Origin of the sequence: Polaribacter sp. (genome assembly GCF_051251875.1) — a bacterium.
Lineage (GTDB): Bacteria > Bacteroidota > Bacteroidia > Flavobacteriales > Flavobacteriaceae > Polaribacter.
Genome location: NZ_JBPOGL010000010.1, coordinates 38,187 through 55,881, shown reverse-complemented (window position 1 = coordinate 55,881; position 17,695 = coordinate 38,187). Strand labels below are relative to the sequence as shown.

Sequence of the window (17,695 nt, the reverse complement as noted above, 5' to 3'; positions counted from 1 at the left end):
TTTTAAGTTTAGTTGAACCAGCTCATTCAACAAGTTTAAACTTTACTTTGTAGTTTTTTAAATAAATTTAGGCAATTTACTCGTTTTCTATTTTCAATAAGTATTTAGAAATAAAACATTGCTGTTACTTTTTTCTCAAGGTATTTATTGGCAAACCATCTCGTAAAGGTGGTATCCATTCTACAGAATTAGTTAACAGGTTATGATCAGGAATAAGATATGTTTCTTGAGCACTTTTTATACCTTCAAAATTTTCTTGTTGATAGCTATGAGCTTGCAAACTTGCAATTGGTGTAAAACTTAAAAGTAGTAATAATATTTTTAGGATATCTTTCATAATACCACAAAAATAAGTACTTAATAAAGTAAATTTATTGATTTTTAGACACCTAACAACTTAATATAGACGAATGGTAGACTTGTTTAGACAAGTCTTTAAAGTAGATTTAATCTTTTCATTAATTCTGGACGCTTAGACCTACTAACAGGAATAACATCTTTTTTTACAAGAACGCTATTATCTTCAATATCTATAATTTTATTAATATTGATGATATATGAACGATGTATTTTTAAAAAAAGAGTCTTTGGTAATTTTTCTTCTATTTTTTTTAGTGTAGAATGAACCTTATAATCTTTGGTTTCTGTTTTTATTTTAATATAATCTCCTTTGGCTTCTATTAAATAAATACTTGGTAAATCTATTTTTATTAACCTACGATCTATATTTATATAAAAATCATTATCATTTTCTTTGGTTTTAACAGCTTTCTTTTTTGCATCACTTGTAGAAATAGTTTTTCTTTCTGCTTTAAGAATAGCTTTTTTAAATCTAGGTAATTCTAAAGGTTTTAATAAATAATCTACAATAAAATCATACTCAAAAGCCTCAATAGCAAATTTAGAATCTGATGTTGTTAATATAATATTAGGTGGATTTCTTAACGTTTTTATAAAGTCTAATCCACTAAAATCTGGCATATGAATGTCTAAGAAAATTAAATCTACCTTATTTTCTATTAAATATTTCATGGCATCAATAGCGCCAGAAAACTCTTCTACAAGATTTAAAGATTTAACTTCTTTACAAAGAGTTTTTATAATAACCCTTGCCATTTTTTCATCATCAATAACAATACAATTCATACAACTTATATAGTTTCTATATAGTCTGAAATTGCTTTTAAAATTTCATCAAAATCTTGCTCACCTTCTAAACTTAAATCTCTAAGATTATGCTCAAACTTATTCGCTCTTTCGTAACTTTTTTCAAGACCTAAAATACTAATTTTATGCTTAAGTTTATGAACATTTTCTTCAATTTTTTTATATTCTTTTTTTTCTAAGCTATTATAGTAGTCTTTCTTTTCTTCTGGAAACTCTGTTTTAATAACATCTATCAATTCCTTTTTAATAGATTCATCTCCTCTTGCTAGTTGTTCTATATAGGCTAAGTTTGGTTTTTCCATTATTTTTTTATGCTAAAATAAAAAGTAGTTCCAACACATCACCCAGAATTTAAATAAATTTCGCCTTTGTATATCTCAATTTTATTTTACAATGAATATTCTAATATTTGTAGACTTATAATAGTTTTCTACTTTTTTAAATGCAACAAATATTTTATAAAAATATTCTTTTGCTATTCCATTACCATTTTCCTTTACATAAAACTTCTAAAAACAAGGTTCTACTATATACCAAATCTATCGTACATTCTTCTTTATCATTAAATTTTACACCAATGATAAATAATTTTTTGTATTTTCTTCTACTACAAATATTGGCACTTCTGCTATCTATTTTTTTCACCTCTACCTGTGATGGTTTTCACTGAAAACCCGCATTTAATTTGGGTTTTTAAACCTTACTAAAAGTCTTAAATAACTTCATTTATTATTACAAAAAAGTGCCCAGCATAAACCAAAAGTGAATTATATGTTTAAAAACTAGTTTTATCACTTAAATAAATTGCTAGTTATAATATCTTCAAAAACTAAAAACATCAACAATTGTATAAAAATGTATTCTAATTATAATTTAGACTGATAAATAAATTTTTCTAGCATTTTTAAAAACAAATTTTTCTACTTCTACATCTAAAAATTCTGTAAAAACTTTACCTTTAATAGTTAGTATTTTTTTAATTCATTCATACTCCAATAGGCAAGTACTGTTTCTATTTTCTTAACATAATCATCATATTTTAAAGGCTTTAAAATATAACCAGAAACCCCCAATTTAAAGCACTCTTCTAAATCTTTTTGATTGTCTGAAGTAGTTAATATTACCGTAGGTATGTGTCTAATTTCTACATTATTTTTTAGGATAGATAAAAATTCTATTCCACTTATTTTGGGCATGTTTAAATCTAATAAAATTAAATCAGGAAAATTACTTTTGTCTTGCAAAATTTCTAATGCTTCCTCACCATTTTTAGCCTCCTGTATTGTATGTTCTAATTTTAATAATGAAAGTGTTCTCTTCATTTTCATTATTTCAATTAAATTATCCTCTATCAATAATAGATTTAAGTTCTTAGGCATTTTAGATATTTTACGTTTTATTCAGACAAATGTAAATTAAAATACATAGGCTTCTAATACTAGTTGGTCAGTGCTATTAAAGTGTCGATGAAATGCAAAAAAGTATAGATTAATTTTTCTTATCAACCTAGAATTAGTTTTTAATAACAATTACAATTTCCAAAGCAACTTTTATATCTTATTCTAACGCTATATCCGCTAATTTTACTTTAATTTCTTTAGAATTTAATTGGATTTTCCATTCCAAAATAAATTTCAGCTACAGCAAACTCTTTTTTGCAATGTTTTTAATGTTGTTTTAAAAATCAAAATCAGGTTCTTAACAAAGGCATAAGGCAGGTTTGAATACTGATAAAAAACATACATTAAACCACCTAACAAACTGACATAAAACCAATTACCACAAAAAAACTATTAAACCTTTACATGATTTTCACTTAATTGTAAAGCATAAATTAGATTGCACAAAAGGCTAAAAAAGTATTGAGCCTTTTGTGTAATCTAAAATTTTAAAAATTACTTCAATTCTAACAAAACCAAATCGTACTCTGAATTTACGGTGACTTTACCGTCTTTTACTTCTACTATTTGGTTGGCATAAAAATCATTTAGTTTATCACCATTTTTAAATAATGATGAAACATTAATTTCTTTATTTCCTTTGGTTAAATTAATTCCCGCAATAATTTTATCATCATTTCTAACTCTAGAAAAAATCAATCCATTTTCCTCAGAAATAACTTGATGCTTTCCTGCGCCTACTGCCATGTGATTTGCTCTAAACTGTCCTAATTTTTGCCAATGATTTAAAACTTTCTGAGTGTTCTTTTTATTCTTTATTTCATCCCAATTCATAAACGAACGCAATGTTGCGTCTCCAACAGTACCTGCTATGGTTAAATCTCTAGAAGATTCATCGCCATAATACACTTGCGAAGTACCAGAAGTTAGTAGCAACATGGTAGCTGCTCTATACGGCATCGTTCTTTGTTTATCAAACGGTTCTCCATCATCGTGAGAGGTCATATAATTTAAAATTCCATAGCCTTTTAAATTCGTATTTAATAGAGAATCATATTTATGAAACACTGCCGATTCTGTTAATTGTTTTACATTCCATTTTAATTCAAAATTAATTAAGCTATTAAAAGCATTGTCAAAATAATTAATTTTTTTACCGCCAAGATCAAAAGATTTCCCGTCAGAAATGGTATAATTATAGACTTCACCTACTAAATAAAAATTATTTTCATCCATCATTTTTTCAGGATTATTTTTTTTATAATCAGCAAAAGCTAGGTCACATTCTTGCTTAAATTCTTGCCAAACAAATTCTTCTGTATGTTTAACCGTATCTACTCGGTAACCATCAATTCCGAATTCAGTAATATAATCTGTAAGCCATTTCATTATATAAAAACGAGGCGCTCTTGGATGCCCTGTTCTTGTAAAAAATGCATCTAATTCTTTAATTTCTTGTTCATAACGTCCTTCTGCTTTCCATTTTCCCACCAATTGTGCAGGTAATTCTACAGCTTTATTACTCTCTGTTTTAATGTCTGGCAAATTTTTAACCAAGGTACAAGAAATGGTATGTTCATAAGATTCATAGGTACATTGAGGACCAGTTCTTACCCAATCACTTGGCCAAACAGGGTCTTTCTCTGTAGCTGGCCCTGTATGATTAATAACAGCATCTAACAATACACGAATGCCGTTTTTATGTGCAATAGCAACCAATTCTTTTAAATCTTCTTTGGTTCCAAAATTAGGGTCAATTTTTGTCCAATCTTTTGCCCAATATCCATGAAAACCGTAAGACAAACCTGTTCCTTCATCGGTTCCGCCATGAATTTGTTCTACAATTGGTGTCATCCAAATGGCATTAATTCCAAGTTTTGTAAAATAACCTTCTTTTATTTTTTGCGTAATTCCTTTGATATCTCCACCTTCAAAACCGCGTAATTTTCCAGTTTTTTGGGTTCTTTCAAAATTGATATCATTGCTTGTATCTCCGTTATTAAAACGGTCTGTTAATAAAAAATAAATATTTGCGCCTTCCCAGACAAACTCTTTTTTTACAAGTTGTTTTTCTGTATTTTTTGTTGATGACTTTTCTTTACAACTAAAAATAGTAGCTAAAATGAATATGAAGAGTATTTTTTTCATGCGAATTGTTTAATTTAAATCCCCCCACAAGTTTTTTTACAGCTTATAGGTGTTTAATAATTAATATATACTACCTACAAGGTTTTGAAAACCTTGCAGGATATATGAAAGCTATTGTTTAATTTTTAAAATAAAAGATTCTAATGGTTTTACATCAACCCTTACCCTTGCCGCACCGTTTTCTACTTTTAAAGTTGATGAATAGGTTTTATACAATTGATCTTCCACATTATATTCACCATCTTTTAAGTTCCATTTTTCTATAATATCTTGAGGTAAACCTAACTCAAAACCATAAGTATCATGGGCATTAAAATTAGAAACAATAATTAATTTTTCAGTATCACTCCAACGTACAAAAGACAAAACTCTTTCATTATACCACTCTGTATTTCCGCGATTAAAATGATGAACATCTTGGTACTCGCCCATTAAAGCATCGCTATTAATTGTAAAGTTTAACAAGCGTTTGTGAAAATCTCTTAAAGCCAACTCTTCTTTTGTAGATTTACCTCCATCAAACTTTTTATCATTTACCCAACGTTGTAATGTTGGTACGCCAATATAATCGAAAATTGAAGTTCTAGACGCACTACCAAATCCTGCATTTTCTGCACCTGGTTCGCCAAATTCTTGTCCGAAATACACCATTGTTGGCGAAGTAGAAATTGTAGATGAAACTACCATTGCTGGTTTTGCTTTTAAAGCATCTCCTGCAAACTCCGGACTCGCAATTCTTTGTTCGTCATGATTTTCTAAAAAGTGCAACATATTGTGCTCTATATCTTTTAAATCTTCTTGAATTCCAGGAATATGATCTGTAATACCATGTCCTTGCATGATATGTTTAATAGTATCATATAATTGAACTTTGTCATACAAATAATCCATTTTTCCTTTTCTGATGTAATTTCTATATTCATTTGGATTATATACTTCTGCCAATAAAAAAGCGTCTGGATTTTTCATTTTAATAGCAGAATTCATAAAACTCCAAAACTCTACAGGTACCATTTCTGCCATGTCATATCTAAAACCATCAATCCCTTTTGCGGTCCAATACAGGGCAATATCTCTAAATTTTATCCAAGAACTTGGTATTTTTTTATCTTGCCAAAACTCAAAATGTTTTTTATAATCTTCGTTTTCAAAACCATCTGGCAATTCATCAAAATCTTTTCTTCCATCCGGAGAAATACCATAATTTACTTTTACAGTTTCATACCAATCGTTAAAATGAGGTTTTGCTGCTCTAGATCCATTTCCTGTCCATTTTGCAGGATTTTCTACAAATTTATGATCAGATAACGGATTTTTTTCTCCTCCTAAAGGCGCATATCCATCTAAGAAATCTGGCACTTGAAACGCCTCATTTGGCACATAATAAAAATTATTATTCACATCATATTCCACTGTTTTATCATCATCTGCTCCAAAATCTTTTGTTCCTTTAGGATTTGATAAACTTTGGTAATTTCTAGCAACATGATTTGGTACAATATCAATAATTACTTTCAATCCGTTTTTATGAGAACGCGCTACTAAAGCTTCAAATTCTTGCAATCTGTTGGCAACATTTACAGCCAAATCCGGATTTACATTGTAGTAATCTTTAACGGCATACGGAGAACCTGCTCTCCCTTTTACAATATCCGGATCATCATTAGAAATGCCAAATTTTGTATAATCTTTAATTACATCATGATGCGGAACACCAGTATACCAAATATGAGTAACACCCAAATCTTTTATTTCTGATAATGCTTTGTCTGTAAAATCATTAAATTTACCAACACCATTTTCTTCAATGGTTCCCCAGGGTTTGTTAGTGGTATTTGTATTCCCAAACAAACGTGTAAATACCTGATAAACCACTGCTTTTTTCTCTTGATTTGTACTCATCTCTTTAATTTTTGATGTTTTTTCTGTTGAACAACCAATTATTATTGATAAAACTAAAACGGATAAAACGCTGTGTCTTTTTTTCATAATTGATTTTTTATTTTAATGAAACTTTTATTTTTACTTCTTTCTTTGGATTCCAGGTTACCGGAATTTTTATACTATTATTTTCTAAAACTGAAATTCGTTTTCTTTTACCATTGACTTTTATCTTCTTTGGATTCCATTTAATATTGTGCAAAACCAACATCACTTCCTTGTTTTTTGAAGTCCAATTTTTTCCAATTTCCGCTTCAAATTCAATGTCTAAACAATCTTTCTTAATTTCAGATTCAAAGGTTAGTATTTCAAAACTTCCTTTTTCAAAAGCATTTGCCGTAAGACCATCATCATTATAAAATGCTCTTTCACTTTCTTTAACTTCAGCATCAAAATAATAATGCAATTCTAATGCATCTGCCTTATAATCATCTGTGGTTTGCACTACATCTGTCATTAAAATAAAAGCACCACTTCTTACAAACGTAGGAATGTTTTCTTCATTTAACAGCACTGTTTTTGTTTGGCCGCCAGCAATTTTTTCATCTGTATAAAAATGAAACCAATTGGCTGTTTTAGGAAAATAAATTTCTTTTGTTTTTATAGAATCCTTTAAAATTGGGGTAATTAAAAAATCTTTTCCCCATAAATAGGTCGATGAATTTTCCATTAGTTTCTCATCATCTTCTTCAAAGAAAATAGGACGCATTAAAGGTGTTCCTTTTTGGTTATTTTCAAAAGCAATATTGTAATTATAAGGCAATAATTTATAGCGCAATTCAATTGCTTTTTTGGTTATTTTCTTGGCTCTTTTACTTCTAAAAACAGGTTCACTAGCAACTTCTTCTTGTGCATGAGGTCTAAAAACAGGCTGAAAAACACCATATTGCAACCAACGTATGTATAAATTATCATCTAAATTTGCACCTGCAAAACCGCCCAAATCAGAATGCATATATCCCAATCCTTGCATGCCCATTTGCAAAGCAATTTCTGGTTGAGATTGCAAACCTCCCCAAGTTCTATTTACATCGCCAGACCAAGGAATCATACCAAAACGTTGCGAACCAGAATATCCTGCGCGCATTAAAATAAAAGGTCTTTCTTCTGAAAACTCTTTTTGATAGCCTTCAAAAATTAAACGAGCCCAATCATGACCATAAATATTATGAATTTCATCTGCTTTCTTATTTTTAAAATTCACCCAAGATGGCAACACTTCTGGCTCTCCTAAATCTCCCCAAAGTCCTTTTGCTCCTAAATTTAAAAGCTGTTTATAAATATTCCAAAACCATTCTGTTCCTTCTTTTTTATAAATATCTACAATACCCGTGTTTCCAAAATAGAAATCATACGTTGCCGCACTTCCTATAGAATCTGTTGCCAAAACTTCTTTTGCTACAGCTTCTTTCCACTTTTTAGACGTAGTTAAAATAAAAGGTTCTGTAATTAAAACTGTTTTAACTCCTTTGTCTTTTAAACGACCAATCATGCCTTTCATATCTGGGAAAGAATCTTTGTAAACCTCAAGATTTCCCATGGTTCCTTGCAACTCTTTTCCAAACCAATACAAGTCTAAAATTACGGCATCTACAGGTATTTTTTCTTCTTTAAAGGTGGCAATGGTTGCTTCTGTTTCTTGCTGCGAATGATACCCAAATCTGCTTGAAAAGTTACCCAAAGTCCAACGCGCTGGTAAAGGTTGTTTTCCTGTTAAGTCTGTATAATTATCTATTAAATCTATCCAAGAATCTCCTACAATAACTTGATATGTTTTTCTGCCAGAAATAGTTTCATAGGTTAAAGAATTGTCTTTTTTACTATCTAAATCTAAATAACCAATAGGTGCATTATCAAAATGTAGCATGTATTTTTTTGATGAAACTACCAAAGGAATCGTAAAATTCATCAACTCAGCATGTGTTTCATAACCATACTGTGCTCTGTTATATAATGCCAAACGATTACCACGTCTGTTCATTCCTAAAGCCCTTGCTCCTGCTCCGTATAAAACCTCTTCTTGGGTTAAGTTAAATTGAATTTTTTCTGTTTCTTCAGCAATAATATTCCCTTTTACATTTTCTAAAGGAATGTGTTTGGATTTAAAATAGCCAGTTTTTTCTGACGTAACTACTTGATTATTATATGTATAAATTATTTGAAAAGGATTGTGTTTCACAAGAACCGAAATTCCTTCTGTAGAAAAATGACTTTCGTTTTCACTAATTATAGCAGTAATGTTAACTTCTGTTGGTTTTAAAACCACAGCATGAGAGGTTTTTATGTGCTCTTCACCTAAAGGAATAAAACTAGTTTCTACAATTTTTTTATGAATGAATGTTATTAAATATTTTCCATCATTTACATTAATTTCTAATCCCTTTTCAGTTTGTTTGGCATTTTTAAAGATTCGATTAGAATTTTGAGTAAATGCAGAAATAGATATAAAAAGTAATAAAAAAAGTATTTTGAAATTATTCATTATTATAGTTTTTTAATCCTCGATTGCCCACTAACTGACAATTATTTTTTCAGTAAAAATATTAATGGAATGTACATTCTTTTTTGCCAAGACAATTGAGAATGGTTGGTTCCATTAAAAAATAAGTATTTATAAAAGCTAGCTTAATTTAAAACTTTAGTGTCTATTTTTAGTTGAGTTAAAACTGCTTTACATTCTACTTTCTATGAAGTTATGCAAGAAATAAATAATATAGATTTCTCATACTTCAAGTTTTTTAATATTTTGTAGTTAAGGTAATACTTCCTTTTTCATTTAAAATGATAGCATCACCCCAAATAAATTCTTCTCCAGTAATAATATTTTTTAGTGTTTTTCCGTCCAAACCAACTTCTGCATACCTTTTTAAATCAATAGTAATAGGTGTTGTATTTTTATTAATAATATTTACAACAGTTTCATCTCCTTTTATTCTAAACAAAAAATAGGTATTCATAAAAGGAGCAAAATGTATGGTTTTACCATCATGTATTGCTTCACTATTTTTACGATAGTTTAAAAACCTTTTAACAAAAGTTTGCATGTCTTTTTGATACTCATTTAACCCCTCTCCGGTAAACGCATTTACGGTATCATATTTAAAACCTCCAGGAAAATCACTTCTTATTAAACCATGATCTCCGGGGTTTGCAGAATCATTCATTAAAATTTCTGTACCGTAATAAATTTGAGGAATTCTAGGCAATGTTAGCATATAACTTAACCCCATTTTTACTTTTGAAATATCTTCCCACAACTCTGTAAAAACTCTTGTTTTATCATGATTGTCTAAAAACACAAAAACATCTTTTGGAGTTGCATAATGAAAATCATTGGCTAAGCTTTCATATAATTTCACCAAACCTCTGTCCCAAGTTTCATCATCATTTATACCCTCTACAATGGCTTTTTGCATCGGAAAATCCATAGGAGATTTCAAGTTAGATTCGTAACCATCTTTATTATTTGCACCTCTTTGCCAATAACCAACAATTAACGGATTGTAACTCCATTCTTCTCCTACAATAGAAAAATTAGGGTATTCATTCATAATAGAACCTGCCCAAATACTCATAAAATTCTTGTCTGGATATGGATATGTATCTTGTCTAATACCGCCCAATCCCAAAGTTTCTATCCACCAAATACTATTTTGAATAATGTATTTTGCTAAAAATGGATTCCGCTGATTTAAATCTGGCATTTTGGGAGAAAACCACCCTTCATTATTTTCTTTTCTGTCTGCTTCTGATGCATACAAATCTTGATTTGTTGTTCTTCTATGATTAGACCCAATAGAGGTTTCATTATTCCAATTATTAATATTTTCTTCGTAATTTTTTTGATAGTTTAACCAATCATCAAAAGGAAGATCTTTGATCCACCAATGCTGTAAACCACAATGATTTGCAACCTGATCCATGATTAATTTCATGTTTTTTTCTCTTAACTTATCTGCTAATTCTTTATACACTGATAAATTTCCAAAACGTGAATCTACTTTATAAAAATCTGTAATTGCATAGCCGTGATACGAGCTTTCTGCCATATCATTTAAAAGAACAGGCGTTGGCCAAACAGCCGTAAAACCAAGGTCCGAAATATAATCTAAGTGATTTATAATTCCCTGTATATCACCGCCATGACGCTTATAATTATCACCACGATCTATATCTGTTTCTTTTAACGCTGTATTAATGTTATTAGATTCATCTCCGTTTGCAAAACGATCTGGCGTAATTAAATAAATAGCATCAGAACTGTTAAAACCTATAAATTCATCCGACTGTTTTTCTCTAGATTTTAACTCGTAGGTATGTGTTTTTTTGGTTCCATCCTTAAAAGTAAAAACGATATTGAAATTACCTGGATTTGTAGCTGCATCAATGTTTAAATCTATAAAAAGGTAATTATTACTTTTGGCTGTGTTTACCTTTTCAATAATAACTCCTTTGTAAGAAATACAAGGAATTGAAAATCCTATATTTTCTTCTTTTACTAATAATTGTAGTGAAGTGTCTTTAAAACCGATAAACCAATTTGGTGGCTCTACTCTTTCAACTTCGTTTATTATTGTTGTAATTTCTTTAGTAACCTCCATTTTTCTTTGTTTGCCCTTTTGGCATGAAAACAAAAATACGATAACAAAAATTATAAGAAGGTTTAAAAAGATGTATTTTAATAGTTTCATTAAATCTTATTTAAACTTCAAAGGTTTTAAAAACCTTTGAGGATTACTTTGTTATTATTTATTCAATTTCTTTAAAATTATCACTTTGTTCATTTTCTTTATGAACATGAATAAAATTATCTTTATCATCAAATAATTCAATCACTTCTTCTCGCTTTAAAATTATTGGTTTTGATGATAAAATAGATTTATAGGAAGAATATAAATATTCTTGATAATTTTCTGTAAAACTATGTTTTAGAGGATTTAAATGAATATATAAATTTACATTTCTTAAATAATTTAAATCTGTAATTCTATTACGTTTAAATCTAACTTTAAACAAACTTCCTTCTCTATTATACTTTTTATTTATTGCCTTTGTATAAGCATTAAATAAGTTAGAAAAAGGTTGGGATAATTTATCTAAATTTATTTTTTTTATGGATGATAATTCTTCGCTTGATTTTATTTTAATCAATAAATGAAAATGATTTTTCAACAAACAGTATGCATATACATCTGCAATTGGTGAAATATGCTTTTTTATTAAATTTAAAAAATGTGAGTAATTACTATCTTCAACAAATAAATTTTCTTTATTATTTCCTCTATTATAAATATGGTAAAAATGGCCAGGTTCTAAAACATCATATTTTTCCATATTTTATATTTATTTTTCTTCTTCAATTCTAAACCTCAAAGGTTTTAAAAACCTTTGAGGTTTGTATTTATATGTACTAATTTGGTGACACAGTTACAACCTCTCCATCAACCAAAATATGAATTGCTTCTGTTCCTTCTAATGTAAATTCAGTTCCTTTTTGAGAAACATTTACCGTAATGACTTGATGTCTGAAATTCACTTTAAATGAATAAGCCTTCCATCCTTTAGGTATTTTTGGCGAAAAAGAAAGCGTATTATTTTGCACTCTCATTCCTCCAAAACCTTCTACAATACTCATCCAAGTTCCTGCCATAGAAGTAATATGCAAACCTTCTTCTACTTCGTGATTATAATCGTCTAAATCTAAACGAGAAGTACGTAAATAGAACGTATATGCTTGTTCCATTCTGTTTAACTTTGCAGCCTGAATACTATGTACACAAGGAGATAATGAACTTTCATGCACTGTAAATGGTTCGTAAAAATCGAAATGACGCTCTAATTCTTCGGTAGAAAAATCTTCTTCGAACATATAAAAACCTTGTAAAGTATCGGCTTGTTTTATGTACGGAGAACGTAAAATTCTGTCCCAACTCCATTTTTGATTAATAGGTCTTTGACTTTTATCTAAATCTGCAACCGTAATTAGCTCTTTGTCTAAAAAACCATCTTGTTGTAAATAAATATTATGCTTTTCTGAAACAGGAAAATACATTTGATCTGCAACATTTTTCCATTTCAATAATTCTTCATCAGAGAAATTTACTTTTTCTTTAATTCTAATGTAATCAGAAACATGGTCTGTTTTTACAATCTCTATATTTTCTAAAGCATAATTAATACACCATTTTGCAATGTAATTTGTGTAAAAATTATTGTTGATGTTATTCTCATATTCATTTGGACCGGTAACACCCAAAATCATAAATTTATTTTTATCCGAAGAAAACGTTGCTCTTTGTTGCCAAAAACGTGCAATACCAATTAATACTTCCAATCCTTTTTCTGGAATGTAAGAATAATCTTCTGTAAAACGGTAATAATTAAAAATAGCGAATGCTATGGCTCCGTTTCTATGAATTTCTTCAAAGGTAATTTCCCATTCATTATGACATTCTTCACCATTCATAGTTACCATTGGATACAATGCTGCGCCGTTTGTAAAACCAAGTTTTGCTGCATTTTCAATAGCTTTTTCTAAATGATTGTATCTGTATTCTAACAAAGTTCTTGCAACAGCTTGGTCTTTGGTTGCCATATAAAAAGGTATACAATAGGCTTCTGTATCCCAATAGGTACTTCCTCCGTATTTTTCTCCTGTAAATCCTTTTGGACCAATATTTAAACTAGCATCTGTACCTAAATACGTTTGGTTTAATTGAAAAATATTAAAACGAATTCCTTGTTGCGCTTTTACATCGCCAGAAATTGTAATGTCTGACATGCTCCAGATTTGTGCCCAAGATTCCTTTTGTTTTTCTAACAAAACATCAAAACCAAAACCAACGGCTTTGTCTAACGCTTCTTTTGCAGCCTCTACCAATGCTTCTTTAGCATAATCTCTATCAACCACATAACCACCAAATTTATGAATTGTATATGTTTGATCTTTTTTAATTTCTTCAGGATATGTACAAGAAGTAAAATTTGCAGTTTGCTCATTATTACAAACCGTAACCACCTCATGGTTATCTACAAATAATTTTGATTCCATAAAAGTACACGTGTAAAAGTGAGTTTTCATGGTTCTTGCTTCAATAAAAGATTGATGGCTATTTTGAGAAATTTTTAAAACATCCCAAAATTGATCGTTCCAATTGGAATCTTCATTGGTAATACCAGCATCTATATATGGAATATATGTAATTTTAGCATCTGCATTTAACAAGGTTATATTGTAACTAATTGCACCAATTTCATCCAACTCTAAACTTAAAAAACGTTTTGTATCAACTTTAATTTTGATTCCGTTTTGTAAAACAGCTTCAAAACTTCTAGACAACCAACCTTCTTGCATGTTTAGTTCTCTTTTAAATTTAGAAACTTCTTTACATGTATGTAAATCTAATTTTTCCTCATTGATAAGCACGTTAATTCCAATCCAATTTGGAGCATTTAATACCTTTGCAAAATATTCTGGATATCCGTTTTTCCACCAACCAACACGTGTTTTATCTGGATAATAAACGCCGCCAATATAACTTCCTTGAAAAGTTTCTCCTGAATAATATTCTTCAAAATTAGCTCTTTGTCCCATGGCGCCATTACCAATACTGAACAGGCTTTCTGATGATTTTACTTTCTCTGAATTAAAGCCTTCTTCTATAATAGACCATTCGTTTGGTATGATGTAATCTTGATTCATTTTGTTCTTTTTTTCCTGTATATTATCTTAAATTTTAATAAACAACTAAAGGTTTAATTTGCTTATAACTTACCTTATGCCTACACCGTTCTAAAAATCTTGCAGGATTTGGTAAATTTATTTATCAATCAATTCCTGAATAAATTCTGTACTGATTTCTGTAAAGTCTTTGAAATTAAATTGTGCTTCAGATAGTATTTTTTGATCTCCAATACCAATACTTATCATTTTTGCAGCATTTGCAGCTTCAACACCTGCAACGGCATCTTCAAAAACCACACAATCTTTTGCATTTACACCCAATTGTTTTGCTGCCAACAGAAAAACTTCTGGATCTGGTTTTGCTTTGGTTACATTATTACCGTCTACAATAGCATCAAAATAATGTAACAAATTAACTTTTTCTAAAATTGGTTGCGCATTTTTACTTGCAGATCCTAAAGCAATAGGAATATTATTTTGTTTTAAATACTGTAAAACCTTAGGAACATCTGGCAATATTTCTGATGCATCCATATTTTCTATATAGTCTAAATAGTCTACATTTTTTTCTACCATCCAAGTATCAAATTCTTCTTGAGTAGCTTCTCTTTTGCCTATTTCTAATAAAATTTCTAAACAACGTTTTCTACTAACGCCTTTAAATAACTCGTTTTGTTCTTCGGTAAATTCGAAACCTAATTGGTTTGCTAATTTTCTCCATGCTAAATAATGATATTTGGCAGTGTCTACAATTACACCGTCTAAATCGAATATAAATCCTTTTTTCATGTACTTTTACTATTTTTATTTTGTTTGAATTACATCATCTACATCTTTTACTTTGTAGACTAATGCTGCGGCAATTAAAAAACTAACTCCACTAATTATTAAAGCAAAAATTGCTTCATTATTATAAGCGTATTTTACTAATGGTCCCCCAATTAAAGCATTGATAATTTGAGGAATTACAATAAAGAAATTAAAAATACCCATATAAACACCCATTTTTTTAGCAGAAATAGATCCTGCTAAAATTGCATACGGCATGGCTAAAATACTTGCCCAAGCAATTCCTATTCCTATCATAGAAAGGATTAACCAATTTTCATTAGGCATAATATAAATGGATAATAAACCTAAACCTCCAATAATTAATGAAATAGAATGTGTTTTTTTTCTACCTAATTTTTTAGCAATATATGGCAAAGCAAATGCATAAAAAGCAGAAACCAAGTTGTAAATTCCGAAAAGAATACCAACCCAATCTCCTGCGTTTTGATACGCTGTACTGCTGCTATCTGTATGCGGTAAACCATAAATATGTTGTGCTATTGCAGGCGTGGCAAAAACCCACATTCCAAAAAGTCCAAACCAAGAAAAAAATTGCACCCAACTTAATTGACGCATGGTTGTTGGCATTTTTTTGAAATCTTCAAAAATATCCATCAAACTAGAGCTTTCTTCTTCTTCTATAGTTGCAACGGAATCATTATCAAAACTTGCTAATTCTTCTGGTGAATACTCTTTTGTAGTAAAAATAGTGACTAAAATAGATACAATTAAAATAATAGCACCAATAATAAAAGACCAAATTAAGTTTGCCGGAACAATACCTGCTGAAGTTTCATTAGAAACCCCAAACCAGTTTGTTAATGCATAAGGCAACCAAGAACCAACAACTGCACCAAAACCAATTAATGCTGTTTGTATGCTAAAGCCTGCTGTTCTTTGATCTGTTCTTAAATTATCTCCTACTAAAGCTCTAAAAGGCTCCATAGCAATATTAAAAGAAGCATCCATAATCATTAAAAAACCTGCTCCTACCCAAAGTGCTGGTAGAAAAGCGATAAAAATATCCGCTTGCGGCATTAAAACCAAACCAATAGAAGCTAAAATAGCACCTACTAAAAAATAGGGTTTTCTTCTTCCGAATTTCCCCCAAGTTTTATCGCTATAATACCCAATAATTGGTTGTACAATTAAACCCATTAATGGAGCTATAATCCAAAACCAAGAAAGTTCATGAACATCTGCGCCAAAAATTTGTAAAATTCTACTTGCGTTTGCATTTTGTAGGGCAAAACCCATTTGTATTCCTAAAAATCCAAAACTCATGTTCCAGATTTGCCAGAAGCTTAATTTACGCTTTTCCATGTATCGTATGCTATTATGTGAATATTACGATAAGCGCTTACACTTATCAATTATTAAATTTTGTGGAATGTAATTTATTGATAAATCGTAAATATGAAGCAAATATATATTTTTTTCCTTAATTTTTTAAAAAGGAACAAAACAATCTACGACGACGGTTTCGTAGATTCTCGTAGTTTTAAGTCGCTAGAAATGACAATTTTTTTAGGCTTAAAATCTTCCGACTCTTTTTCTATTCTTTCTATAATAATTTCAACAGCTTGTTTACCCATTGTAAAACCATGTTGTGCTACTGTTGTAATAGAAGGTGAAGAATACCTAGAGATTAAACCATCTGTAAAACCAACAACAGAAAGATCTTGAGGTACTTTTAACCCTTTTTCTTTTGCAACTCTCATTGCTTTTGCTGCATAAATTTCATTCACAGCAAAAACACCATCTATATCTTGTTCAAATATTTTTTCTATTTGTTCACAGATATTGCGGCTTTCATCTATTTCTACGATTAAATTAGGATCTGTTTTAATGTATGCTTCTATCAATGCCTTTTCATAGCCTTGTCTTCTTAAAGCACCAACATTAACGTGGTTTGGCGTTGTTATTAAAGCAATTTTTTTTCTATCATTTTCTAACAAAAGTTTTGTTGCTTTGTACCCTGCACCCACATCATCTACTACTACTTTATCACATAAAATTTCATCTACAACTCTATCTATTAATACCAAAGGAATTTCTTCAGACACCAAGTCTAAAAAATGATTAAAGTCTTTATTTTCAAGAGTTTCACTAGCTATTGACACAATTAAACCATCTACACTACCGTTAGATAAAACCTTTAAAGTTTCTACTTCTTTTTTATAAGATTCATTAGAGAAACAAACCATAATATGATAGCCTTTTTCAATGGCCCCTTCTTCAATTCCCATAATAACGGTAGAGAAAAAGTGATGTACAATTTTTGGTAAAATAACCCCAATTACTTTTGTTTTTTGATTGCGAAGTTGCAGTGCTAAACTGTTAGGTTTGTAATTATAATAATCTGCAAACGCTTGTATTCTTTCTTTTGTTTCTGTACTTATTTCATGACTATCTTTTAAGGCTTTTGAAACTGTAGATGTAGAAACCCCTAATTCTTTGGCAATTGTTTTTATTGTAATTTTTTGCTTCATTATTTAAATAAAATTAAATATTTGTGTGGTTT

The 17,695-nt window shown here is 29.7% G+C and carries 14 protein-coding genes; all 14 read right to left on the bottom strand.

Translation table 11 applies throughout. The features are described from left to right. Nucleotides 1-124: 124 nt before the first annotated feature. Complete coding sequence (locus tag ACSHW5_RS06655) at nucleotides 125-337, bottom strand: hypothetical protein (protein ID WP_435675335.1); 213 nt, start codon at nucleotides 335-337, stop codon at nucleotides 125-127. A gap of 98 nt (nucleotides 338-435) precedes the next feature. Continuing rightward, on the bottom strand, nucleotides 436-1,146 hold the full coding sequence (locus ACSHW5_RS06650) for a LytR/AlgR family response regulator transcription factor (RefSeq protein ID WP_435675334.1): 711 nt from the start codon (nucleotides 1,144-1,146) through the stop codon (nucleotides 436-438). A gap of 5 nt (nucleotides 1,147-1,151) precedes the next feature. Further along, nucleotides 1,152-1,469 carry an Hpt domain-containing protein gene (locus ACSHW5_RS06645; RefSeq protein WP_435675333.1) on the bottom strand — a complete coding sequence of 106 codons (318 nt, stop codon included), beginning with the start codon at nucleotides 1,467-1,469 and terminating at the stop codon, nucleotides 1,152-1,154. 181 nt (nucleotides 1,470-1,650) lie between these two features. Continuing rightward, entirely contained in the window at nucleotides 1,651-1,812 is a 162-nt protein-coding gene (locus ACSHW5_RS06640) for a hypothetical protein (RefSeq protein WP_435675332.1), read from the bottom strand. A 320-nt stretch (nucleotides 1,813-2,132) separates the two neighbouring features. Beyond that, complete coding sequence (locus ACSHW5_RS06635; RefSeq protein WP_435675331.1) at nucleotides 2,133-2,546, bottom strand: response regulator; 414 nt, start codon at nucleotides 2,544-2,546, stop codon at nucleotides 2,133-2,135. Between the two features lie 516 nt (nucleotides 2,547-3,062). Further along, nucleotides 3,063-4,715, bottom strand: a complete 1,653-nt coding sequence (locus ACSHW5_RS06630) for an alpha-amylase family glycosyl hydrolase (RefSeq protein WP_435675330.1) — start codon at nucleotides 4,713-4,715, stop codon at nucleotides 3,063-3,065. A 111-nt stretch (nucleotides 4,716-4,826) separates the two neighbouring features. After that, nucleotides 4,827-6,704, bottom strand: a complete 1,878-nt coding sequence (locus tag ACSHW5_RS06625) for an alpha-amylase family glycosyl hydrolase (protein ID WP_435675329.1) — start codon at nucleotides 6,702-6,704, stop codon at nucleotides 4,827-4,829. A gap of 10 nt (nucleotides 6,705-6,714) precedes the next feature. Next, the gene (locus ACSHW5_RS06620) at nucleotides 6,715-9,138 is read right to left on the bottom strand and encodes a TIM-barrel domain-containing protein (RefSeq protein WP_435675328.1); all 2,424 of its coding nucleotides are present in this window, start codon (nucleotides 9,136-9,138) and stop codon (nucleotides 6,715-6,717) included. A 256-nt stretch (nucleotides 9,139-9,394) separates the two neighbouring features. After that, nucleotides 9,395-11,257 (bottom strand): glycoside hydrolase family 13 protein, encoded by a 1,863-nt coding sequence (locus ACSHW5_RS06615; protein WP_435675327.1) that lies wholly within the window; start codon nucleotides 11,255-11,257, stop codon nucleotides 9,395-9,397. A 148-nt stretch (nucleotides 11,258-11,405) separates the two neighbouring features. Then, on the bottom strand, nucleotides 11,406-11,990 hold the full coding sequence (locus tag ACSHW5_RS06610) for a transposase (protein ID WP_435675326.1): 585 nt from the start codon (nucleotides 11,988-11,990) through the stop codon (nucleotides 11,406-11,408). Nucleotides 11,991-12,066: 76 nt separating this feature from the next. Continuing rightward, nucleotides 12,067-14,358 carry a glycoside hydrolase family 65 protein gene (locus tag ACSHW5_RS06605; RefSeq protein ID WP_435675325.1) on the bottom strand — a complete coding sequence of 764 codons (2,292 nt, stop codon included), beginning with the start codon at nucleotides 14,356-14,358 and terminating at the stop codon, nucleotides 12,067-12,069. A gap of 117 nt (nucleotides 14,359-14,475) precedes the next feature. Next, nucleotides 14,476-15,129: a beta-phosphoglucomutase gene (gene pgmB / locus ACSHW5_RS06600; protein ID WP_435675324.1), complete on the bottom strand. Its 654-nt coding sequence runs from the start codon at nucleotides 15,127-15,129 to the stop codon at nucleotides 14,476-14,478. A gap of 15 nt (nucleotides 15,130-15,144) precedes the next feature. Continuing rightward, entirely contained in the window at nucleotides 15,145-16,494 is a 1,350-nt protein-coding gene (locus ACSHW5_RS06595) for an MFS transporter (protein WP_435675323.1), read from the bottom strand. Nucleotides 16,495-16,640: 146 nt separating this feature from the next. Next, on the bottom strand, nucleotides 16,641-17,663 hold the full coding sequence (locus ACSHW5_RS06590; protein WP_435675322.1) for a LacI family DNA-binding transcriptional regulator: 1,023 nt from the start codon (nucleotides 17,661-17,663) through the stop codon (nucleotides 16,641-16,643). Between the last annotated feature and the right edge of the window lie 32 nt (nucleotides 17,664-17,695).